Annotated in this window: 19 protein-coding genes, 1 tRNA gene and 1 pseudogene; 6 read left to right on the top strand and 15 right to left on the bottom strand. The window is 44.4% G+C overall.

The genetic code is table 11. From position 1 onward, the window contains the following. Window positions 1–230 precede the first annotated feature (230 nt). Window positions 231–581, top strand: coding sequence for an XRE family transcriptional regulator (locus GKZ87_16220; GenBank protein ID QSI26921.1), 351 nt, complete (start codon window positions 231–233; stop codon window positions 579–581). Between the two features lie 148 nt (window positions 582–729). Here GKZ87_16220 and GKZ87_16225 read toward each other — a convergent pair whose 3' ends face one another. The 5 genes and pseudogenes from GKZ87_16225 to GKZ87_16245 form a co-directional block, all read right to left on the bottom strand. Further along, window positions 730–1,035: an AzlD domain-containing protein gene (locus GKZ87_16225; protein ID QSI26922.1), complete on the bottom strand. Its 306-nt coding sequence runs from the start codon at window positions 1,033–1,035 to the stop codon at window positions 730–732. Beyond that, the gene (locus tag GKZ87_16230; protein ID QSI26923.1) at window positions 1,028–1,747 is read right to left on the bottom strand and encodes a branched-chain amino acid ABC transporter permease; all 720 of its coding nucleotides are present in this window, start codon (window positions 1,745–1,747) and stop codon (window positions 1,028–1,030) included. Before GKZ87_16230 ends, GKZ87_16225 begins: the two co-directional genes overlap by 8 nt. A gap of 208 nt (window positions 1,748–1,955) precedes the next feature. Further along, window positions 1,956–2,789 carry a Cof-type HAD-IIB family hydrolase gene (locus GKZ87_16235; protein QSI26924.1) on the bottom strand — a complete coding sequence of 278 codons (834 nt, stop codon included), beginning with the start codon at window positions 2,787–2,789 and terminating at the stop codon, window positions 1,956–1,958. Continuing rightward, window positions 2,782–3,627, bottom strand: coding sequence for a Cof-type HAD-IIB family hydrolase (locus tag GKZ87_16240; protein ID QSI26925.1), 846 nt, complete (start codon window positions 3,625–3,627; stop codon window positions 2,782–2,784). The genes GKZ87_16235 and GKZ87_16240 overlap by 8 nt, the downstream gene beginning before the upstream one ends. Continuing rightward, window positions 3,605–4,306: pseudogene (locus GKZ87_16245) on the bottom strand (DUF1361 domain-containing protein). Before GKZ87_16245 ends, GKZ87_16240 begins: the two are co-directional and overlap by 23 nt. A gap of 395 nt (window positions 4,307–4,701) precedes the next feature. Here GKZ87_16245 and GKZ87_16250 point away from each other — a divergent pair. Beyond that, complete coding sequence (locus tag GKZ87_16250) at window positions 4,702–5,124, top strand: hypothetical protein (protein ID QSI26926.1); 423 nt, start codon at window positions 4,702–4,704, stop codon at window positions 5,122–5,124. 99 nt (window positions 5,125–5,223) lie between these two features. Continuing rightward, window positions 5,224–5,493, top strand: a complete 270-nt coding sequence (locus GKZ87_16255; protein QSI26927.1) for a DUF2087 domain-containing protein — start codon at window positions 5,224–5,226, stop codon at window positions 5,491–5,493. A gap of 173 nt (window positions 5,494–5,666) precedes the next feature. On the opposite strand, the gene GKZ87_16260 is transcribed toward GKZ87_16255, so the two are convergent. Then, on the bottom strand, window positions 5,667–6,839 hold the full coding sequence (locus GKZ87_16260) for an iron-containing alcohol dehydrogenase (protein QSI26928.1): 1,173 nt from the start codon (window positions 6,837–6,839) through the stop codon (window positions 5,667–5,669). A 431-nt stretch (window positions 6,840–7,270) separates the two neighbouring features. Here GKZ87_16260 and GKZ87_16265 point away from each other — a divergent pair, with 431 nt between their 5' ends. Together GKZ87_16265 and GKZ87_16270 are read left to right on the top strand one after the other, a co-directional pair. Next, on the top strand, window positions 7,271–7,453 hold the full coding sequence (locus GKZ87_16265; GenBank protein ID QSI26929.1) for an AAA family ATPase: 183 nt from the start codon (window positions 7,271–7,273) through the stop codon (window positions 7,451–7,453). A gap of 20 nt (window positions 7,454–7,473) precedes the next feature. Further along, a complete protein-coding gene (locus tag GKZ87_16270; GenBank protein QSI26930.1) occupies window positions 7,474–8,964 on the top strand; it encodes an AAA family ATPase in 1,491 nt (496 codons plus the stop codon). Between the two features lie 189 nt (window positions 8,965–9,153). On the opposite strand, the gene GKZ87_16275 is transcribed toward GKZ87_16270, so the two are convergent. The 6 genes from GKZ87_16275 to GKZ87_16300 form a co-directional block, all read right to left on the bottom strand. Continuing rightward, window positions 9,154–10,527 (bottom strand): sodium-dependent transporter, encoded by a 1,374-nt coding sequence (locus tag GKZ87_16275; GenBank protein ID QSI26931.1) that lies wholly within the window; start codon window positions 10,525–10,527, stop codon window positions 9,154–9,156. 581 nt (window positions 10,528–11,108) lie between these two features. Further along, a complete protein-coding gene (locus tag GKZ87_16280) occupies window positions 11,109–13,037 on the bottom strand; it encodes an FAD-dependent oxidoreductase (protein QSI26932.1) in 1,929 nt (642 codons plus the stop codon). 17 nt (window positions 13,038–13,054) lie between these two features. After that, complete coding sequence (locus GKZ87_16285) at window positions 13,055–14,983, bottom strand: NAD(P)-binding protein (GenBank protein QSI26933.1); 1,929 nt, start codon at window positions 14,981–14,983, stop codon at window positions 13,055–13,057. An 80-nt stretch (window positions 14,984–15,063) separates the two neighbouring features. Continuing rightward, window positions 15,064–16,242 (bottom strand): helix-turn-helix domain-containing protein, encoded by a 1,179-nt coding sequence (locus GKZ87_16290; protein QSI26934.1) that lies wholly within the window; start codon window positions 16,240–16,242, stop codon window positions 15,064–15,066. A 274-nt stretch (window positions 16,243–16,516) separates the two neighbouring features. Continuing rightward, on the bottom strand, window positions 16,517–17,428 hold the full coding sequence (locus GKZ87_16295; GenBank protein QSI26935.1) for a nucleotidyltransferase: 912 nt from the start codon (window positions 17,426–17,428) through the stop codon (window positions 16,517–16,519). A gap of 119 nt (window positions 17,429–17,547) precedes the next feature. Further along, window positions 17,548–18,144, bottom strand: coding sequence for a TetR family transcriptional regulator (locus GKZ87_16300; GenBank protein QSI26936.1), 597 nt, complete (start codon window positions 18,142–18,144; stop codon window positions 17,548–17,550). Between the two features lie 131 nt (window positions 18,145–18,275). Here GKZ87_16300 and GKZ87_16305 point away from each other — a divergent pair, with 131 nt between their 5' ends. Beyond that, complete coding sequence (locus GKZ87_16305) at window positions 18,276–20,270, top strand: NAD(P)-binding protein (GenBank protein QSI26937.1); 1,995 nt, start codon at window positions 18,276–18,278, stop codon at window positions 20,268–20,270. Window positions 20,271–20,847: 577 nt separating this feature from the next. Here the strand turns inward: GKZ87_16305 and GKZ87_16310 are convergent. From GKZ87_16310 to GKZ87_16320, 3 genes are all read right to left on the bottom strand, one after another. Then, window positions 20,848–21,141 carry a hypothetical protein gene (locus GKZ87_16310; protein ID QSI27995.1) on the bottom strand — a complete coding sequence of 98 codons (294 nt, stop codon included), beginning with the start codon at window positions 21,139–21,141 and terminating at the stop codon, window positions 20,848–20,850. Window positions 21,142–21,351: 210 nt separating this feature from the next. Further along, window positions 21,352–21,426: transfer RNA gene (locus GKZ87_16315), tRNA-Thr, on the bottom strand. Between the two features lie 142 nt (window positions 21,427–21,568). Continuing rightward, window positions 21,569–22,819: an HD domain-containing protein gene (locus GKZ87_16320; protein QSI26938.1), complete on the bottom strand. Its 1,251-nt coding sequence runs from the start codon at window positions 22,817–22,819 to the stop codon at window positions 21,569–21,571. Between the last annotated feature and the right edge of the window lie 21 nt (window positions 22,820–22,840).

Here is a 22,840-nt window from a genome sequence, read left to right on the forward strand (position 1 = left end):
ATGCCAGTATGACATCTTCTCTTTTAGGTTCCATTCTTTCCACCTCATGCTGTACTATGCAGTTAAATTCTATTAAACTGGGCCTTTATAACACATTTATATATGTAACTTTTAAAACCCTTATTTTTTCATAAAAAAAATCCCGTATTTGTTTACTTTTTCCATTATACATAAATTTATCATTTATAATAATGCCGGTGGGGTTGGAAAGAGTACAAGTAGGTGAAGTTATGAAGAAAAACCAAATGTTTATCGATATTGGCGGTGCCATCAAGGAAGGTATCGTCCTGAACAACATGACACAAAAGGAGGTCGCAAAGGCGATTCATGTTTCTCCACAGACAATGAGCTGTTTTATCCTAAATCACAGAACCCCGCATATATATGATCTGGTAGCTATTGTACAGCTGCTGCATCTGGATATTCGCATCGTTCTTGATTTGAAAAAAGATAATGCAAGTCAACTGGATCACATCATATATCAGAAGGTTATAAAGCTGAATAATAAGCATAAGGAAATGATCAATGAGTATGCGGAACAATTACTGAAGCAGGAACAAACGCATTATGGTGCCACTTAGTTTCTTAACTGTAAATGAGGATGGCCCATATTTCACACATGCAAAAACAGGCACAGCATCACATTAGTTTAAGATGCTGTGCCTGTTTTATTACGATCAGAAATACAGAAAGGCACGTTAAGCTTACAGTGTAGATGCCGTCATCTGCCTACGATACTATACAGGCTACTATGTAAGCAGTAATACAGGAGGCAACTGCTACACTTAGCAGCCCTTTTCCCTTATACGCCAGCAGGAATCCGACAAGACAGCCGGCACAGCTTGCCAATGTGTGTCCGGTAGCTGTAAATATTGCAGGAAATGTCATGGCTCCAAGAACCGCATAGGGTACATAAAATAAAAATGATTTTATAAACGGACTTTTAATTTCCTTCTGGAAGAATGTCAGTGGCAGCATACGGATCAGATACGTAACAACTGCCATCACCAGGATGTAGGGAAGATATTCAGTCATGCTGCACCTCCTCTACCGGAAAAAACCATGCGCCAAAGGCGGCTGCCGTTATGGTACACAGGATAATAACAAAACCGGAGCTGACAGCCACAACCTCATGCAGGAGGGAAAACAGGCAGCTCATGAGGACGGAAAGAATCAAAACGATACGTACGGAGCGAAGCTTTCTTGCGGGAGGTATGATGATTGCCAGAAACATCCCGTAAATCGCAATACCCAAAGCACTTCGCACAGCATCCGGAAGCAATGTGCTGGCAGCACCTCCCAAAAAGGTCCCCAGCGTCCAGCAGAACACCGGAAAGGCAATAAGTCCTGCCATGTACCATTTTCCAACACGCTCATATGTACTGCTGGCAAGGGCGAATATCTCATCGGTAACCCCGTAGGCAATCAACGCACGCTCCCGCGTTTTCATATGACGGTCAACCTTCTGTGTTAAGGATAAGGACATGAGTGCATAACGTAAATTGATAATAAACTGCGATAGTGCCAGCTCCACATACGAACCATGAGCCAGCATCAGTGTCAGTCCGGAAAACTGTCCGGCGCTTGTCACATTTGTCAGAGAAATCACAACAGCCACTTCAACAGGGATTCCATTGGATACCGCCATCATCCCAAACGTAAAGGATACAGACAGATAGCCAAGCCCGATCGGCACGCCATCCTGCATCCCCTTCCGAAATCTATTTTCCACTACTTCCAATTTCAAACACCCCTCAATACTTAGGTAACATTATACAAGAAATCCATGTGATTTAAAAGAGCGAAAAAGAAAAAGACAGCCTTGTAAAAAGCGGTTATGAACAAGAAAAATCCAATCCTTCACCATATGAATGTATTCACAGTCTCCTGAAAAAGAAGTTAAATCACGATTCTATTATGGGAAAGAAAGGATATTCAGACAAAATTCTTCACACTCATACAGCCGTATGAGAAAAGATAAAACGCTCTATAACCTCCGCGACAGCCCCCTCATTATGATCCGCCTTGCATACGTAATCACACATATTCTTGATTTCAGGGACTGCATTCGCAACAGCCGCAGACAGGCCGGCTTCCCGCAGCATTCCGATATCATTGAAATTATCACCGATCGCAATCGTTTCTGATAGATCGATTTGCAGATGCTCACAGAGATCACGCAAGCCCAGCCCCTTATCCACGCCAAACGGATTCAGCTCCAGATAGCGGTTGCTGGAGAACGAAACAGCCACTCGGTTATCCGTTATGTCATGCAGCTGCTCCGCCAGTGTATGCAGATAAGGAATGTCCGTATTCTGAAACAGGATTTTGGTAATCGGCGTTCCCTTTAAAAACGCTATGGTAGCTTCCTCACACACAATCGAATCCGACTTAAAGGAAAACAGCCACGTTCTTTCATCCTCATTCAAATGAAAGGCATAAACATCCTCCGCAGTAAAAATCTGGATACATACATCCTGTTTGATACCGAAGGCAAACAGCTGCTCTGCCAGTTCAAAGGAAAGCTCATGAAAGGACAGCTTTCGATAATTTTTATTTTCTGTCACAACCCCGCCGTTATTGGAAATGGTATATTCATGGCTTGCATCAAAAACATCCAGTGTATGCAGCACATTATCGATACAGGTATAGCCCCGTCCGGTTGCAGGCACAAAGCGTACACCATAGTCACGCTCAGCACGTTTGATCGCCTCTATATTTCGTGAACAGATTTCCTTATCCGTATTCAAAAGCGTTTCATCCAAATCACATGCGATCAGTTTATACATCACCGTTTCCTCCTGTTTCTTTTTTATAATGGGCCTTCAGCCACAATGCCACAGCATCCTCATCATGATCACCGATTACCGCTGTCGCATGATGCTTCAGCTCGTCTATGGCATTTTCCACCGCATAGCATTCATCACTGATCTGAAACATTGCTATATCATTGACTGCATCGCCAAAGGATACGACCCTTTCAAAACCGCCCCTTTCCTTCAGCTCCAATATTGCCTGCGCCTTTGAAACACCGCCCGGCATGATTTCCAGCCAGTATTCCTTTCGATACAGCTCCTGCTGATAAATTATGACATAATCGGTTGTTTCCTCCAGATGCTCATACATCGGCTTTAGAAATTCCCCGTCATGAATACAGGTAAAGTAGAACACATCTCCATCCAGCAGCTCCCTTGTGCTTTCCACTTTGCGAAAGCGTTTATCATATGGACGGGATTCCATATAATATATACCGCCCTCATGCATCCCCTGCTCCATATAGCTGACACGCTCCACACCGTCGATATACGAATAGACAAAGGGAATCATCTCATGCTCCAGCAGATAGCTTAGAATTTCCTGCGCATCCTGTTTGGAAAACGAATGGGAATATAAAATCCTGTAGGTATCCGGATCCAGCAGATACACCCCGTTATATACAATCAGCGGTGTTTTGAGCTGCAGGCCCTTGGATACCAGAGAAGCTGATGTGATGGAGCGTGCTGTGGCAAAGGTGAAATGCATCCCCTCCTCTACTAAAGCATTGATTGTTTTTATCGTGGCATCGGATAGCCTTGTATCGCTGTTGAGCAGGGTTCCATCCAGGTCACTGACATATAGTGTCTTCATGATGCGTTCCTCCTATTTTTTTATGAAAGCAGAAATAATACAGACCATAGGTCACAAACAGAAACAGAAAAAATACCAGCGTAAACTGCAGACTAAACGTATCACTGCCCTGTATGATTTTTTCGATGAGAGAAGAGGGATGCATGATGTCCCATGAGTTCAGCCGCAGAAATCTTCCCAGGTAAACGCCATAGCTGCTCACCAGACAGATAAGGGCTGCAATGATCCAGGAACGAAGCTGTCCGATATGTCGTGCAGTAAATTCATGCAGTAGATAAAAGGAGCGGTAGCCGCTTAAAATTCCAAAGAATATACCAACTGCCAGATGCAGCAGCTCCAGCCAGGGGAGAAGCTCCCGCACATAAATGCTTCCACTTTCCTGAAAAATATAAAAGGTCAGGGGTGAGATATGTATGAAATCCGTAATCAGATACGGCACATTGGGAAACAGCAGCAGCCAGCAAAGAAAGGCCATCACCATGCCCGGTGTGCTCTTTCGCTCATATGCGGCAAAGAACAATGTCATGAACAGATAGGATAAAAGGGCTAGAAACACATTCCATACGATTGCCCGGTGAATAAAAATCCCACTTTGCCGGTAGACATAAAAGCTGATCAGTGCATAAACTCCTAACGCTGCCAGAAGCCAGAAATTCTGCTTCTATAGCTTTTTCATCATGGACATCCCTCCTTGCTTATCAATCTTTGTATACAAATTCCTGACACACTGCACCTTTGAAAGAAATGCAAAAATAACAGCACTTCCTACCACTTTGCATATCACCGAATACAAATGCCTGTGGACAAGGCAGAGTTATACAATATACATAATCCTGCTTTTTTCCTATACCTTCGCATCTTATTCAATAATGGATAAGAACCATAACAGCCTGTCCTACTGCCTTATGCTTCCTTTCCACCTGTTCATATTTCACATTCACAATACAATACCTGCGCAAAGCAGTCTGTACAGGAAACTGGCGTTATTTCCATTTCCATGACATTCTGTATCTTTTCTTTCTTATCATTTCGTGTTACATTATACTATATCACACGCAAGAGAGGTATCATAATATGAAGAAAAGTGAAAACAGTAAAATTCTGCCTTATACAAAGCAACAGCTTGCATCTGTTATTCTGCATCCGGAAACCTGTAATATACGCAAATATGAGGCATATCAGAAGCTGGATGAGAAAAGCTGGATCGAGGATTACGGGAATCAGTATCTGATGAAGTTTTATTTTACCGATGTACAGGAAAACCGCATCGTCATGGAGCGTTATCCCTTTGCGCAAAGCAATATGCATATAACGCAAACCATCTTTGAAATGGAGGATGAAGCTATCGGACAGGTAAAGCTCACTGTAAAGGAGAAGGTAACCAAGGGGAGCATCGTTCGCAGGCTGACAAAGATGATAGAGAATTATGATGAAAACAACACTTCTTATATGGATTTGATTTCCAGCATTCAGAAATATTGTATAAAGAGGAAATAAAATAGGCATTTCCTCTTTTTGTTTATTGATTTTATAAACAAAAGCTGCTATTATTTCACTATAGTTTATTTTTTTAATAAACAGAAAGGAGAATTGTTTATGAAAAACAAAAATCTGGACACTTTTTATCAAAAGATGCCTTTTCACATTCATCAGATACCAAGGAAACAGGAGCCGCGGTATATGATACTGACCCTGGCAGCAGCGCAACTTCCCGATCAGGCGCTCAGCGAGCAGGAGCTGAATGCAATTTTAAAGCCCATGTATGAGGATTTTGTAGAGCTTCGCCGGTATCTGGTAGATTACGGCCTGTTAACACGAAGCAGGGATGGAAGTTGCTATCATGTTGTTTGTCCAGACCTTAACTAACTGCCGCTATATGCTGCTTGGAACTATTATCATTCCAAGCAAAGGGTTTTGGAATATCTTGTATGATGGTATCTTACCCTACGCTGATAAAGTCTTTAGAAGCATACGAAAAGCTGATTCATGTCATAGACAGTTAGAGTCTTCGTCTAGTTATAAATCAGCTTTTTATTATGTTATTTGGCAATACGGTAGATGGTTTCCATATCCTGTCTGTTCAAAACACGGAAACAACCAATGGTTCGTTCATCCTCAAAGCTGCACTTCCACGCCAGCTTACGGATATCATCTTCCTGCAGATCAATTCCCATTTCATGTATGGATGTCGGCATCCCGATTTCTTTGAAGAATTGCTCTGTTGCCTCAATTCCTGCAAGTGCACAGGCTGTATCATCTTCTTCGCTGATGCCCATAACATTTCTGGCGTATTGTGCAAAACGTGATGGCTGTTCCTTATAGACATAACGTGCCCAGCTGCCCCAAATTGCTGCCAGCCCTGCGCCATGGGCTACCTGAAACATACCGCTCAGCTCATGCTCCAGCTGATGACACGCCCAGTCTCCAAAGCCGCGGCTTCCGGTGATATCATTATGGGACAGGCTTCCCGCCCACATCACCTCAGCACGTGATTCATAATTGTCCGGCTCCTTCATCAGGATGCGTGAATGCTTCATCACCGTACGCATCAGACTTTCCGCAAAACCATCAGTGATATCCATCATATCCTTTTTTATGAAATAGCGTTCCATCGTATGCAGGATAATATCCGTACATCCGCTTGCCGTCTGGTAGTACGGAAGCGTCATTGTCAGCTCCGGATTCATGACTGCAAACCGGCAGCGTCCATAATCAGAGCTAAGTCCCCGTTTCAGCCAGCCGTCCTCGTTGGTTATCACACTGGAATTACTCATTTCACTGCCAGCTGCCGCAATCGTTAAAATTGCCCCGATGGGCAGACAGCCTGTGACCTTCTTCTTTCTCGCATAATACTCCCAGACATCACCCTCATTCACAACACCATAGCCAATACCCTTGGCAGAATCAATCACACTGCCTCCTCCCACGGCAAGGATGAAATCAACCTGTTCCTTTTTTGCCAGCTCGATTCCTTCCCGCACTTTGGATAGCTGCGGATTCGGTACAACACCTCCCAAAGTGACATAAGAGATTCCTGCTTTTTCTATCGCTTCTAAAACCCGTGAAAGCAGACCGCTGTTCACAGCACTTTGTCCGCCATAGTGCACCAATACCTTATGACAGCCCTCCTGCTTCAATATAGTCCCGATGCGTTCCTCCTCCTTGCGTCCGAAAAAAACGCGCGTAGGTGCATAGAATGTAAAATTGCCCATAGCTTACCTCCTGTATATGTCCTAAGTTTACAACGAATCCGCATGATACGCAAGCTGCTTTCACAAGTTGAAAAAAAGCAGTTTTCCATTGAATGATAACGGACATTCCTTCCATATTTCCAAAATGCAAATAAAGTAATGTCATGCAGATGCATAAAACCGTGGTGTTCATCCAGAATAAAATCATGATAATTACCGAAATCTTCCTTTAGCTGCTATCAGCTTGCTGTACATCTAATACCTTCATTTCCTGTATAACGTTAACAATTTTTTGCCTATCAGAAGTTTGTGTAGCCTGCAGACGCAAGGATGCTGAAGGCATCCAGTTGTTAAGGAAAGAGAGTATATAATTGCGCTACATATCACCTCTTTCCCCTTTTATCTGCATCTAAAGACTGTTATAATACACCTAGAGATGAGGAGCTGATCTTATGAAGCGATTGCCGATTGGAATTGAGAACTTTAAGGAATTGATTGATCATAACTATTATTATGTTGATAAAACAATGTTTATCCAAGATGTATGCAATGAAAAAGTAATTTTATATACAAGACCCCGCCGATTTCACCGAAATAGTGTCGATACCTTTGGTATCCGACAAGAGGCGCGCTAGTAGCGGGCAAAACTCTCAACATGAGTATGCTTTATTATTTCTTTTCCATTAGGCAGAAAGAAAATGCTTATCTTTTTAATGGGCTTGAAATATCAAAGTGCATGGATGTAGTTTCATATCAGAATCAGTTTCCGGTAATTTTTATAACCTTAAAGGATATGAAAAACAGCTCCTTCGATAAGCAGCTGGTTATGTTTTCCTTATTGATTCAGGAAATTATAAGTAATCATCAGGAGCTTCTAACCAGCGATAACATCAATAGCATTGAAAAAGAGCGAATTGCACGATTGTATCGGGGTGTACAAAATGAAGTAGAATTACAAAATGCCTTAAAATTCATTGTGAGCTGTCTATATCATCATTATAGGAAAAAGGTCATTCTTCTGATTGACGAATATGATGTTCCCTTACAGAATGCCTATTTGAATGGGTATTATGATGAGATGGTGAATTTTCTCAGAAATGTATTCAGTGCAGCTTTTAAGACAAATGATGCGTTGGAAAAAGGGGTGCTCACAGGCTGTTTGAGAATCGCAAAAGAGTCAATTTTCACCGGTCTGAACAATTTTAGGGTGGTTTCTATTTTCGATGAAATCTCCAATCAGCGCTTTGGCTTTACGCAGCCAGAAATTGATATGATGCTGCAGGATTATCAGCGGAAGGATTACCAAAAGCAAATGAAGGAATGGTATGATGGTTATCAATTCGGTGGCTGTGATATCTACAATCCATGGAGTGCCTTGATGTATGTGGATAAATTAGCGAATACAAGCAGAAGGGAGCCGGAATCCTTCTGGGCGAATACTAGCGGTAATGATATCATTTACCGTTACATAAAAGAAGCGAACCCAAAAATGCGGGATGAATTTGATATTCTGGCAGCTGGAGGAATGATTGAAAAGGCAATTAAGGATGATATAACCTACAGGGAGATGGATCAGATCAGTAATGTATACAGCTTTTTGTTGTATACAGGCTACTTAAAGGCTATCCGCTGTCTGGATGAAGATAAGCGGATTTATCAGTTAATGATACCAAACAAGGAAATTAAGCGGGTGTTTCTGTCCATATTCAGTGAATGGTTTGACGAGCAGGTGGAGCACAGCGGCAATTCCTTTGTGGAGGCTCTGATGAAGGAAGATCTAATACAGGCAGCAGATATTCTAAACAATATCCTGTTTCAATCCATCAGTTATTTTGATTATGACGAAAAATTCTATCACGGTCTGTTAATAGGAATGCTGAGTGAATATCAGACAGTGTCCAATGGGGAAGCCGGACTTGGTAGATTTGACATAGCAATCCTTCCACTCAGCCGGATGTCTAGAGGTGTGGTACTGGAATTGAAGGTCGCAAAGCAGGAGGAGGATTTGCAGAAGCTATCGGAAGAAGCTTGCAGGCAGATAAGAGACATGAAATATATTGAGGGCTTACAGAAGAAGGGATATGAGGATATTCTCGGATATGGCGTTGCTTTCTATAAGAAATCCTGCATAATTACAGCGCTTTAAGATGTATCCTAATCGTAAGGCTGCAGAAAATTTACAAAATGAAAAAGAAGGATCATGACACAGAAATGCGTCTCTCCTTCTTTTTATATACTTCTCCATATGAGTATGATGATATTTTACACAAATTTCTTACCTTACGGCAAGCCTATCATATACACTGGCAAGTGGACATAGGTCTTATCTATTGTATCAATTGAATTTTTCCCACAGACCAAACAGAAAAATGAAGAATACAATAAGCGGCAGCACATAGGATACGTAGCCTCTTGCTTTTTCAGGAAAACGCAGACCACTTCCGGCATTTGCCTCAGCCACAAAATTTTTCCATCCCCAACCAAGCTTTCTCGTACAGAAAAACAGAAAGACAAGAGAACCAAGCGGCATAATAACATTGGAGACAAGAAAATCCAGCAGATCCAGCACAGCACTACCTTCCCCGAAAGGCTGAAAACCGGACAGTATACTGAAGCCGATGGCACAGGGGATACTGCCAATCGCTATGATCACAAAATTTAAAAGAACACTTTTCCGTCTTGACCAGTTACATAAATCAATGGTGAAGGAAACGATGTTTTCAAATACCGCGATAATGGTGGAAAGTGCCGCAAAGTTCATAAAGATAAAGAACAGTGTTCCCCATAGCTGGCTGTTTGCCATTTCATTAAAAATATTCGGTAATGTCACAAACACAAGACCGGGGCCGCTATCCGGAGCAACACCGAAGGACATACAGGCAGGGAAAATAATCATGCCTGCCATAAATGCCACAAAGGTATCCAATGCCATAACGCGCACTCCCTCACCGCTTAAAGAATGCTTACGGTCAATATAGCTTCCAAATATCGCCATACCGCCCATACCGATACTCAGGGTGAAAAATGCCTGTCCCATTGCTGCATAAACCGCATTAAAAATACCATTTTTTATCAATTCATCAAAATTGGGAACCAGATAAAAGGAAACACCCTTCATCGCCCCATCCAGGCTCAAGGATTTCACAACCAGCAGAACCATGACTGCCAGCAGCAGCCCCATCATTCCTTTTGTGATTTTCTCCACGCCGTTTTGCAGTCCAAGTGCACAAACCCCACAGCCTATCGCCACGATCAGCAGCATCCAAAATAAGGAGGCTTGCGGATTCTGTTGCAACGAGGTAAACACCCCTTCCACCTCTTTTGGATTCAATCCGTTAAACTCACCGGATATCATTTTTGCGAAGTAGGCAAGCATCCAGCCGGATATCGTTGTATAAAACATAACAAGAAGATAATTTCCAGTCATTGCCACATAGGAAAAACGGTGCCATAGCTGACCGGGCTTTTCTAAAACGTGAAAGCTCCTAGCTACACTCTTTCCACTCCCTCGGCCTACTGAATATTCCATGACGATGATGGGAAGTCCCAGCAATACCAGAAAGAACAGATAGACAAGAACAAAAGCCCCGCCCCCATACTTTCCAACCATATAGGGAAAGCGCCATATATTGCCAAGTCCGATGGCACAGCCTGCCGACAGAAAGATAAAGCCCAGTCGTGAGGATAGTTTTTCTCTTTTATTTTCCATAATAACTCCTTTAATAACGTGCCCTGTGGGTAAAGTGCCCATGGGTAATGTGCACCGTGGGTAATGCATCCGGTGGATAAAGCATACTGTAGACAAAATACCCTGCGGATAAATGAACTATGCGATAACATTCCCAATGTGTAAAGTGCCCTGTGGGTAATGTGCCCTGTGGGTAATGTGCCCTGTGGGTAAAGACGCTCTCCATTGTAAAAGAAATTGTGAAGGAAGTCAAACGAAAAAAGCTATTATAATGTTCTGTATGCTATTCCATGCAAAATCTTCTATGTATATCAAGCTGTATATTCTTGCAAAGATAGAAACGATATAGTCCTGGTTACCTTATAATACATTTTGTATAAACACTTAGAGATAGCCAAACGGGAAGGATACACAGTGAATCAATAATACTGACCTCTTTTGCGTATAGCTCCTTATATTTTATCTGCCTGCCCTCCTAAAGAGATAGATATAACAGTAAAACATGCAGCAGAAAAAAACCAATTCCAGCACAGACCTTCTTCTGCTATTGTGAATTGGTTTTTCTTTATTATATTTATCCTTACGAAACGATTAGCACTTGATTATATAGCCATGGCAGCCAGTGTCGCATCACGCACTGCCTCGAGAGCCTGCGCAACGGAAGCTGCATCCCCAACTACACTCACCTGTTCCATACCGGATAATTCCTGTGCAAGTGCTGTATCACTGCGAGAACCAGTCGCATAAACCACATGAGTGAAATCATGACGGGTTATCTGTTCGCCGTGCACCTCCATGACAACCGTATGCTCATCCACAGATAACAGCTTTGTACCGGTCATAAGCTGCACATGCTCCTTTTGCAGGCGATCCATCAGCAGCACCCTTTCATTCACGACCATACCTGCCGCAATTTCATCCGTCATCTCAATCATGGTAAGATACAGCGGCCCGCGCTTATTATGCAACAAATGTTCGCATACCTCACAGCCTACCATACCTCCGCCGACAACCAGAACATTACCGCCAAGGATCAGCTGATCATTTCTCAATAGCTCCCATGCTCCGATGCCATGCTGTGCAAGGCCCGGTATTGGTGGTAATGCCTCCTTTGCCCCGGTTGCCACAATCACTGCATCATAAGCATCTGCCATCGCTTTTGTGAACTCTGTGCTTCTGCGTATATCTACGGACAGACGGCTCAGCTCATGCTCCAGATATACAATCCATTTACTAACCGGCTGTTTAAACGGCGGAACGCAGGCCAGCAGAATCTGCCCTCCCAAATGCTCACTCTTTTCAAACAGCGTAACCGTATGTCCCCGAAGGGCCAGTGTTCTTGCGGCAGCCATACCGGCAATACCGCCCCCGGCCACTGCAACCTTCTTCTTAATCGGTGCTGGAACCAGCTTCATTTCCAGTTCTTTTCCACAGGCAGGATTGATTACACAGCTTGCCGGATGCCGTTTTGTCTGTTCTCCTACACAGCCGATCACACAGCCGGTGCATGGCGCAATCTCATCGAATCTTTCCTCATGGGCTTTCTTAACAAGCGCAGCATCTGCCAGCAGGGCGCGTCCAAAAACAATGCCATCCACAGTCCCCTTATCCATCAGATCCATTGCCATACAAGGATCAAGAATCTTTCCAACCACGATAACAGGAACACTGCTTACCCTTCGTATTTTTTCAGCCTCAGCAACATTGACACCCTCATGCTCACCATGACTTGGAATGATCTTATTCGGTCGCTCATACTGTGTACCTCCGCTGATTTCAAAGGCATCGATGCCATGCTCAATCAGCTTTGGAACCAGATAACACATATCCTCCACCGTATTCCCCTGTGCATCCTTTTCATCACCGCTCATGCGCAAAATGATAGGAAAGTCTTTTCCACAGGCAGCCTTGATTGCATCGATCACCTCAAACAACAAACGGGCACGGTTGTCTAGACTTCCACCATACGCATCACAGCGCTTATTGCGCATCGGTGACAGGAAGGAGCCAAGCAGCATATACGCATGCGCACAATGCAGTTCGATACCATCGAAGCCAGCCTGCTTTGCCTGTAGGGAAGCATTTGCATACAGCTCAATAATATGCGGCAGCTCCTCTAGCTTTACTTCTCTTGTTTTTTGTCCCATAGAATTTACATACACACTGCTGGCAAGCGGAGGGATACCCATGAAGGCGGATATACTTTCCGGCCCTGGATGCGTGATCTGTGGTATAATGCAAGCTCCTGCTTCGTGTATCTTATCCGTAAACGCCTTATAGGAGGCGATGGCTTCCTCATTGCGGAAGCACAGGGTATTTCCCAGATAAGGAACAGATGGATCAACGCTTAAAGCATCCAGAATGATACAGCCAACACCGCCGCGTGCACGCTCGAGCCAGTATTCCTGCATGCGCTCATTTACACAGCCGTCACTGCTTTCATAGCCCAATGACATCGGTGCCATAAAGGTCGCATTACGCAGCTTCATAGTGGAAATCTGCAACGGTTGAAAAAGCTTTGATGCGTTCATAAACTACTTACCTCCTATTATAATTGCCGGGCAATTTCATGTGCTTCTGCGATTGCCTGCAATGCCCTTCTTGCCTGCTTCGCATCTCCGATGATATGATACGGAAGCTGTTTAGACTCACATGCCTGTACCAGGGCTTCATGCTCTCTGGCCTTTGCGCCAACGGCCATTACAACACTGTCACAGACGATTTCCTTTTCACAGCCCTCCTGCTCTACCAGAATTCCATGCTCGCTGACTGCCTTCAGGGATGTATTCACCACGGTTTCAATATGGTGCATATACAGCGATTCCATCACACAGATTTTCCGCAAGGCGCCCAAATCCTTCGCAACGGCATCCATCATTTCAATCACCGTTACCTGACAGCCCTGTTCACTCAGAAATTCCGCGGTTTCCACACCGACCAGACCGCCGCCAATCACAGCTACATGCCCTTCTGCCTTTACCTTTTTATTCAGAATATCATGAGAATTGTATACATTTGAACGGTCTGCGCCCGGGATACGCAAATGTATCGGCTCTGCACCAATCGCAAGAATTACCTCATCCCAGCTGCCATCCGCAATCAGCTGTGCAGTTACCGGAGTCTGCAGGTGAATTTCCACACCAAGCCGCTTTGCCTTTTCTCCATAGGACTCTGCAGCTGCTTTCATTTCTTCTTTACGCGGAGCTCTTCCCGCCGTCACAAACTGGCCGCCCAGCGTATCGCTTGCCTCATAAACCACAGACATATGACCTCTCTGCTTCAAAATACAGGCTGCCTCTAAACCGGCTACACCGCCACCGGCCACCAGCACCCTTTTCGGCTTCTGTGCAGGGATGAGCTGATCCTGCGCCTCTTTCCCAAGGTATGGATTTCGCATACAGGTGATAAACGGAACACCAGGATCCGTGAAGCCGTCATAACAGCCCTGATCACAGCCGATGCAATAGACAATATCCTGTAGCCTGCCTTCCTTTGCTTTGTTACAGAACTGCGCATCTGCCAGCTGTGCACGTCCCATGACAACCAGATCTGCTTTATCCTGTTCCAGAATCTCCTCTGCCAGAAACGGTGTATTGATACGGCCGACTGCGATACACAGCATACCGGTTTCCTTACGGATTTTGGCACAGTTGTCTACATTAAAGCCCTTTGGAATATCAATCGGCGGCACCTCATATTTCAGACCTGCGGTGATCATATTGCCACGGGAAATGTCCAATACATCCACACCAGCCTCTTTGGCCAGCTTACAATAGCGGATCACATCCTCTATCGTCAATCCGTTTTCCAGATAATCATCCTGTGCATCCAGACGCATCAAAAGCGGCATATCCTGCGGGATATTTTCACGGATTGCACGAATGCAGTCCAGCGGAAATTTACAGCGCTTTTCAAAGGTTCCTCCATAGGCATCCTCTCGATGATTGAAGGCAGGTGACAGAAAGGAATGCGGCAGATAATTATGCCCGCAATGAAATTCCACACAGTCATAGCCTGCTTCCACTGCTCGCTTTGCCGCAGCTCCAAAGCATGCGACAACCTCTTCAATCGTTTCCACATCAACTGCAGGGATGGTATAGCCATGTACATTCAGATCACTGGCAACCAGTATCCTTGCCTTTGGATCCATGCTGGCTGCCAGACTTCCCTGCCACAGCTGTACGCCGCATTTCCCTCCTGCCTCATGAATAGCATCACAAAATGCTTTGTGCGAAGGGATATAGGAGTCGTTATGCAAGGCCAGAAATTTTCTGGGAGCACTTGGTGCATGCACGGCACATACCTCAGACAGATTCAGACCGCAGCCGCCCTTTACCCGGGCTACCTGATAATCGATGATCTGCTGTGTCACAGCTCCATCCTCTGCCGCCATCTTCGTTCCCATAGCAGGCAGCACAATCCGGTTTTTTACTTCCATTCCGCGAATCTTTAGTGGTTCAAATAGTTTTTCAAACATAATAAAAGACCTCCTGATACTTAAATTATAACGCTTACACAAAAAACGTATATTTAAAATCAAAGGTCTTTTTCTCATTTTTACATATGCTTTTGACGGTACTGTACCGGTGTACAGCCCATTATTGAAACAAATATCCGCTCAAAGACTGCCAGTGAGGAAAAGCCGCAATCCATAGCAATCGAGGTAATGGTACGCCTCGTTGCCGCAAGAAGGGCGGCTGCCTGCTGTACTCGTACACGGTTCAGCTCCTGATTCCAGCTTGTATGATATTCCTGCTTTAGCAGCTGTTCCAGCTCATAGCCCTTGCGATGGCACTGCTTCGCCATATCCTCTACAGTGATATCCTGTGAGAAATGCTGGTAAAGATACTGCATGATCTGCAAATACAAATCCTTACGGCAATAGAAATGCTCATTGTCAAGAATGCGATGCTTCTGATAATCCTGCGGTGAGGTTTTCGTCCACGCCTGAAACTGCCGATAAAAGGCTGCAGTGGAGGAATATGACAACAGATCGACAATATAAGAAACAGATAAGTCTTCAAAGTGAAGAAGGGCGCAGGCATTGATTATTTTCCCAAAGGATTGCAGACGGGAAAAGCTGTAGCCACACGTATCCTTTACCAGCTGGTTGAGATAACGGGGATGCAGCTGCAGCAGTTCAGCGGCATCCTGTAAAGAAAACTGCTCCTGAGATGCGACGATGATACGCTTGATCAGCTTCCAAACAGGCGGCTCAGGCGATGCTTCCTGCAGCTGCAATGCATAGCGGCAAAACAGCATATGAATCTGAAGGACAATATACATCAGCATATTCCGGGAACCAAAGGCTGTGCTTTCATATTCCTGCAAAGCGTTTTGAAACATAGCCAGCAGTGCTGTATCCGTACATGCAAGACAAGCCGGTGTCTCATATACCAGCGAAGCATTTCTTCCTCTTGGATGCTTTTCCCACATGGCATGCATAAACAGTCCGATATAAAACCGTATGCGCAAAATATGCAGGGAGGTTCGTATTTCTGGTATTTCATACAGATGATGGGCATACAGACAGAGAAACGAATCCCTTTTCAGGGTATACGCAACACCATTTACGATGATATCCCCATCCCCGTCAAGCACATACCAGAGCTCCACACGCTCATGCTGGGTAAGTGGAAGCGCCTGAAAAATTTCCATTGTATCTACCTGTATCTCCTGCTCTTTATAGGACTGAAAATAATCAATCCCTGTATACCAGTCCCTTTGCTGCTGCATTCCCTCACATCCTTTTTTATCATAAGAAAAAATAGTAAAAGTATACCGTATCATACTGCATCGCCTATGAAGGATGTTATGGAAGCCTGTCGAAATCCCATATAAACCTAAAGGCTAAGAATTGAAACAGCATACCTTTAATGAATCCTGCAGGTACCCAATGTTCAATCTTTTATTTCCTATTAGGAAAAAACTACACAAGCCGCCTTGTTCTTCACATACCACATATCCCGTCATATAGGTCAAAAAGAAAAGGGGAGTTTTCCCCTTGCTGTTATTTACCCCAGAGCGGTACCGGATATTTGCCTGCTTCGATCAGCTTGCGAATACCTTCCTTCACCATTGGCTTATCCTCCTGATAGGTGACACCATACCACTTATCATCACTGGATAATACCGTCACACTGGCTTTTCCTTCACGAATCAGTGTATCAACGGTTACCGGGATGTAAAATTCACTCTTTAACGGATTTTCTTTTACAGTTTCCTGCAGGAAGGTTGGGAAGCGTTCCTCCACTTCCTCCATGAATTTCGGTGTGAAGCCCCACATATTCATAGATACCAGGGAATTGGCATCCACATCATACCAGGTATCATTTTCATAATACTGCACCTTGCCATCGCGTTTTTCAATTCTGGTGCGCTCATCGACGCCAGCCAGCTTGCCATCTTCCACCTTGCACACGCCACGGGCAACACTGCCATGATCAGTCAGCGTATTTCCAAGCACAAAGCCAACCATGCTGTATGCAGTCTCATCCGTATTGGAAACCAGATAGTCGTGCAGCTTCTGGAATGAAGCAATGCCGTAATAATCATCCGCATTGATAACTGCAAACGGTTCATGAATAACATTCTTACAGCATAAAATCGCATGCGCGGTACCCCATGGTTTTACACGGTCTGCAGGTATTTCATACCCTTCAGGCAGACAGGCATCCATTTCCTGGAATACATATTCCACCTTGATATGCTCTTCAATTTTATTTCCGATTGCTTTCTTGAAATCATCCTCAATAGCTTTCTTTATAATAAACACGATTTTGTTGAAGCCTGCACGGATTGCATCAAACGCAGACATTTCAAGAATAATTTCTCCATTCGGCCCAATCGGGTCAATCTGCTTCAGTCCTCCATAACGGCTGCCCATACCGGCTGCCAGTACAACTAATGTCACATCTTTCATTATCTCACCTCATTGTCCCTATTCTATCATAGTTGGAATTTGATGAAAAGGATTACAACACGATTTTAATAATTCTTCACAAGAAATCATAAATTACAGGCTTTCTTCTGCTATTTCATTCATCCCTTATGTGTTTGTATACGGTATGCAAGATAGTCCATCAGCTCTTGAAGCTGCGTTTGATGCCAGTCCGGTTCAATCTGATCATCCTGCAGACAGCAGGCATGATAAATCAGACCTCTTGCGTGTGTCAACAGGCCCCATGTGATTGCCGCAACCGCCCCATGAGGCACCAGCTGTTCCAGCTCATTTGCCAGCAGCTTGAATATAGAGCGCTGCTCATCGAAAAAATACGCATCATGATATTTGATATGACATATATAAATCTGTCGTATCGTATGCATATCATCCAGTGTTACCATATGCAGATAGCAGGTCATAATACGCTGTATATTTTCCCATGGCTCTGATGTTAGCTTTAATGCTTCAAATTGTGCGTCCGCCTGCCGGTAACCATATAAAAGCGCAGCCTCCTTACAGGAAAAATATAAATAGAAGGTTCCGATGGATACCCCGGCCCGCTGACATACACTGCGAATCGTGATATCGCTGAGATCTGCCTCCCTCATACATTCGTGCACAGCCTCCACTATTTTCCGTCTTGTTTGTTCCGTCTGCTGCGGTCTGCGCCGTATTTCTTTTTCTTCCGTTTTCATATCGTCACCTGCTTCTGTTCATCATTGTATCGTATCCCTGTGAAAAATTCAATGAAGATAGCTCTTGACATCCAGAATGTAAGTGCTATCATATAATTAAATGAACACGTTCACTTACGAGGAGGAAGCATATGAAAAAGGAATATGAAGCTTTATTTACACCAATTCGTATCGGTAAGGTTGAGATACGAAACCGCTTTGCCATGGCACCGATGGCGATGGGACAGCTGGATGATCACTGGGCCTACAAGCAGGAATCCATTGATTATTTCACAGAGCGTGCCAGAGGCGGTACCGGTCTGATTATCACAGGTGCCAATTTCATTGAAAACAGAATTGAGAAGCATCGTAAGGCAAGCTTTCCATGTCCTCTGGAGGATCCGCAAAGCTACATGACACAGCTGAAAAAAATGAGCGATAATATCCATTCCTACAATTCCAAGCTGTTTGTTCAGCTAACTGCCGGACTGGGCCGTTCCGCCATTCCTGCCATGATTCTGGATAATACCTTTGTGGCACCGAGTGCTACCACGAATCGCTGGGATCCTTCCATTCAGCACCGTGCATTGACAACGGAAGAAATCTACGAGCTGATTAAGGATTTTGCGACCTGTGCAATGCTGGCAAAGATGGGCGGTGCTGACGGTATTGAGGTGCATGCCGTTCATGAGGGATATCTGCTGGATAATTTCACGATGGAATATTTCAATCATCGTGAGGATGAGTTTGGCGGTGATCTGATGGGCAGACTGCGTTTCCCACTCGCTATCCTGCAGGCGGTGAAGCAGGCTTGCGGAAAGGATTTCCCTGTAATTTTAAGATTCTCTTTAAAGAGCTTTATCCGTGCAGAGCGTCATGGTATTCTGCCTGGTGAATCCTATCCGGAGCTGGGCAGAGATATTGAAGAGGGGCTTCAGTTTGCGAAAATTCTGACAGAAGCCGGCTATGATGCGCTGAATGTGGATGCCGGAAGCTATGATGCCTGGTACTGGGCACATCCGCCGTTCTTCCAGGATCGCGGTTTGTATCTGCCATTCGCAGAAAAGGTAAAAGAGGTTGTTAAGGTACCGGTTTTAACAGCCGGGCGTATGGGGTATCCGCAGCTTGCCGCAGATGCGTTAAATGATGGTAAATGTGACATGGTGGTATTGGGAAGACCACTGCTTGCGGATCCGGAGTTCGTAAATAAAATGCGTTTTGGAAATGTAGCGGATATCCGTCCGTGTCTGTCCTGCCATGACGGCTGCTTTAACCGGGCACATTCCATGCGTCTGATGTCCTGTGCGGTCAATCCGCAGTGCAACCGGGAAAAAGAGGCGGCATTCGCAAAGGCGGATACCCAAAAGAACTGCCTTGTTATCGGAGGTGGACCAGCCGGTATGGAGGCCGCAAGAGTTCTGGCACTTCGCGGGCATCATGTTACGCTGCTGGAGAAGGAGGCAAGGCTTGGCGGAATGTACCGCTGGGCAAGTGTACCGGAGTTTAAGGATGATGGAAAGCTGTTGCTTCAATGGTATGAGCATCAGATGGAGAGCCTGCATGTACAGGTTGTAGTAAATTGTGAGGCACAGCCCGAGGATTCCCGTATTGCAGAAGCTGATGTAGTCATCTGTGCAACCGGCAGTCATGCATTCCTGCCGCCAATCAAGGGCATAGAGCATGGTGTAACAGCAGTGGATGTATTAAAAGGCACAATTACTGCCGCTGAAGAAACGACCATTATCGGTGGCGGTCTTGTCGGCTGTGAGCTGGCAATCTGGCTGTCACAGCATGGAAAACGAGTGCGTATAGTGGAGATGGCAGATAAGCTGATGTCTACCGGAGCACCTGCGGATATGAATAAGCAGATGATTCTGGAGCTGCTGGAGCATCATCATGTGGATATCCGGCTGCAGGCAAAGCTGAAGGAAATTCGTGAGAACAGCATCGTTATCGAAGCAGATGGCAATGATCAGGAGCTGGAAAGCAAATGCACAATTCTGGCTTTGGGCTACCGGAGTAACCGCTTCCTGTATGACCAGATTCTGTTGAAGGCAAAGGATATTTATAATATTGGAGACAGCGCTCATCCAAAGGACATCATGGAGGGCATCTGGGATGCCTATGAGCTGTGCTCTCACCTGTAATATATGATTTTGGCTTACCTTAATTAGAAAAGGCCTCTGGAATGAAGTGTTCCGGAGGCTTTTTAATGTTATGGCTGCTTCGCCTGTCTTTGTGCCTGGCAAAGCTCTCCTGCATGCTTTTATCTGTATGATTTCCCTGCTTTTTAGGGGTTGTTCGATATGATAAGTATCCTCTTTCTGATATCAGTAAACAGGGTTTTCGCTTTCCCTGTCAGTCCAATTAGCTTAATGCTTTGTCAAAGGTTAATTCAGAACCCGCACAGAAACTTGTGCGGATTGCACATTCCAACACCTTGGGTATGGTTATGACTACGATGGAATCCGCGCACAGATGCTTGCGTGAAATGCATACTCCAACAGGGCAATTCTTTACAGCTGCATGATGCTTGTGTAACGATTCCGTAATGAATGCATTCACATTACGTTTTCATGTATGCCATACAGCCGGAAAAAAATAGAAAACAGAAGCCTCTCCAGCTTCATATACTTAACCGTGAATGTTATGATACCGCAGAAAAAAAGCTGAATCCTGTAATATGAAATTCAGCTATAAAATCTGTTTATCCTTACATTTGCATTATATTTCTTTAATTCCCTGCTTTTCCTTTAGAGCTACATGGGTATCACATTCCGGAATATGGTTGAGCGCTTCTTCAATCTGTTGATCGGCCAGTACTTCCACCCATTCATCATCAGCTCCATATGTATGTAATAACAGTGACTTCAGCAATATCTTTTTTCCTTTTTCCAGACCTTCCACACTACCCTTTTCCATTCCTTTTAGAAGAGCTTTTTCCATACCCTTCTCTATCACCTTTTCAATACCTTTTTCAATGCCCTTTTCAAAGCCTTTTTCCAACCCTTCCTCCATTCCTTGTTGAAAACCTCTTTCAGGTTCTACTATCCTGGCTTCTGCAGTCTGCTCCCGCAGATTTTCCTGGGCTGCATGCTCAGCAAATTCCACTGAGGAATTGTAACTCGCTTTCTATACTTTTGATAAAAAAAGGTTACACATCTCTAAAAGTCTTTCTTATTGACTTTTTAACCTTACGGTGAAATGTATAACCTGATCATATGAAGATGGTGCCGGAGAGGTGAATCGAACACCCAACCTACGCGTTACGAGTGCGTTGCTCTACCATTGAGCCACTCCGGCAGATACCGAGGACACTATCCTCCTGCTGAAACTATTTTTCAGAACGCGATTATTATACCATCTTTTTTCCTTTCTGTACATAATCAAAAAGAAAATTTTATTAAAATTCCAGCCAAATTCAACCATACTAAGGGCTACACGTTCACCACCTGGCGATTTTGACCATCAGAGCTTTGTAATCGGATTGTATATCCTGATACATCGCAATGACAGGTGTGCAGTCCCGCTTCACCGTTTGCAGAATATAGTCCATGTTCTCACATGCTGTAGTTATAACATCGCCATCCAGCAGCTTCTGCTTTGCCATCGTCTGTAAAATATCCTGTATCCTATCTACATCATAGGCTTCCTTATAGCTGCGCTTTCCAATCAGAGCGCTGATGATATCCGCAATCGCTACAATGCGCTCGGCAAGTGTCAGATCCTGTTGTGTAAGTCCCAGAGGATATCCCGTTCCATTCAGCTTTTCATGATGCCGAACCGCAATACCTTCGATTTCCTTATCGACTACTCCATGCAAAATTTTCATAGAGTACGTCACATGCGATTGCATAATCGCCATATCATGCTCACTCAGCCTTCCCGGATAATCAAGAATGGTCACCGGTATAGCAACCTTTCCAACATCATGCAGCAGCGCTCCGTAATACACCTTTTCAATTTCCGCCTGCTGCAGGCCACATAATGATGCAAGAGTTGTAGAAACACTCGTCGTTGTAATCGTATGAGCGACCATAAATGCACTTCGAAAATCAATCGCGTAGCTGATCATATGAAGATACGCCTTGCCCTCAGCCTCTGTAAACGGGATATCATCAAACACATTCACCTTTACAGACTGACGCTTTACATAAAGTCGATCCAGCATATGATTTTCTGCATCCGCTGAAAGAAACAGATCAATGGCTTCCTTACTGAAATAATCATTTTCATATTGACGCAGGAATGCTTCCACATCACGTAACGGCTTTTCCAATTGATAAACATCCAGCCGGTCGCATAAGCTGAGTAGCTGTGCCACGATAGCATAGGGAATATTGTGATTCTTGAGCTTTCGATAATATATATGATGATATAATACAATATCCGCATAAGGACGCAATGGAGACAGATTTCTTAGAAACAAATAGCCATAAACGGAATGCTGGTATATATTCCAGGTTTCAAACTGAATCAGCTGTTCAATTTCCTCGGTCTTATAGGCCCCGATATCGTGCAGAAAGCAGGTCATGACAATATCTCTGAGCTCCCTGCCCTCATAAAGACCTGCATGACGCAGTGTCTGCTCCATGAGATAAGCGATTCGATAGCCGTGATCCACCAGCCGCGCATCCAATGCATTTAAAGTATTTCTAATAATTGATATGACATGCTTATGTTCTATGATTTCCATGCGGCCTCCCTGTGAATTTCA

Source organism: Erysipelotrichaceae bacterium 66202529, from assembly GCA_017161075.1.
Classification (GTDB): Bacteria; Bacillota_I; Bacilli_A; order Erysipelotrichales; family Erysipelotrichaceae; genus Clostridium_AQ.

What these genes read in the sequence shown, in the direction of transcription:
- GKZ87_16220 (QSI26921.1), top strand. Translation starts at nt 231, where the DNA reads ATGAAGAAAAACCAAATGTTTATCGATATTGGCGGTGCCATCAAGGAA.
- GKZ87_16225 (QSI26922.1), bottom strand. Translation starts at nt 1,035, where the DNA reads ATGACTGAATATCTTCCCTACATCCTGGTGATGGCAGTTGTTACGTAT.
- GKZ87_16235 (QSI26924.1), bottom strand. Translation starts at nt 2,789, where the DNA reads ATGTATAAACTGATCGCATGTGATTTGGATGAAACGCTTTTGAATACG.
- GKZ87_16240 (QSI26925.1), bottom strand. Translation starts at nt 3,627, where the DNA reads ATGAAGACACTATATGTCAGTGACCTGGATGGAACCCTGCTCAACAGC.
- GKZ87_16250 (QSI26926.1), top strand. Translation starts at nt 4,702, where the DNA reads ATGAAGAAAAGTGAAAACAGTAAAATTCTGCCTTATACAAAGCAACAG.
- GKZ87_16255 (QSI26927.1), top strand. Translation starts at nt 5,224, where the DNA reads ATGAAAAACAAAAATCTGGACACTTTTTATCAAAAGATGCCTTTTCAC.
- GKZ87_16260 (QSI26928.1), bottom strand. Translation starts at nt 6,839, where the DNA reads ATGGGCAATTTTACATTCTATGCACCTACGCGCGTTTTTTTCGGACGC.
- GKZ87_16265 (QSI26929.1), top strand. Translation starts at nt 7,271, where the DNA reads ATGAAGCGATTGCCGATTGGAATTGAGAACTTTAAGGAATTGATTGAT.
- GKZ87_16270 (QSI26930.1), top strand. Translation starts at nt 7,474, where the DNA reads ATGAGTATGCTTTATTATTTCTTTTCCATTAGGCAGAAAGAAAATGCT.
- GKZ87_16275 (QSI26931.1), bottom strand. Translation starts at nt 10,527, where the DNA reads ATGGAAAATAAAAGAGAAAAACTATCCTCACGACTGGGCTTTATCTTT.
- GKZ87_16280 (QSI26932.1), bottom strand. Translation starts at nt 13,037, where the DNA reads ATGAACGCATCAAAGCTTTTTCAACCGTTGCAGATTTCCACTATGAAG.
- GKZ87_16285 (QSI26933.1), bottom strand. Translation starts at nt 14,983, where the DNA reads ATGTTTGAAAAACTATTTGAACCACTAAAGATTCGCGGAATGGAAGTA.
- GKZ87_16290 (QSI26934.1), bottom strand. Translation starts at nt 16,242, where the DNA reads ATGCAGCAGCAAAGGGACTGGTATACAGGGATTGATTATTTTCAGTCC.
- GKZ87_16295 (QSI26935.1), bottom strand. Translation starts at nt 17,428, where the DNA reads ATGAAAGATGTGACATTAGTTGTACTGGCAGCCGGTATGGGCAGCCGT.
- GKZ87_16300 (QSI26936.1), bottom strand. Translation starts at nt 18,144, where the DNA reads ATGAAAACGGAAGAAAAAGAAATACGGCGCAGACCGCAGCAGACGGAA.
- GKZ87_16305 (QSI26937.1), top strand. Translation starts at nt 18,276, where the DNA reads ATGAAAAAGGAATATGAAGCTTTATTTACACCAATTCGTATCGGTAAG.
- GKZ87_16310 (QSI27995.1), bottom strand. Translation starts at nt 21,141, where the DNA reads ATGGAGGAAGGGTTGGAAAAAGGCTTTGAAAAGGGCATTGAAAAAGGT.
- GKZ87_16320 (QSI26938.1), bottom strand. Translation starts at nt 22,819, where the DNA reads ATGGAAATCATAGAACATAAGCATGTCATATCAATTATTAGAAATACT.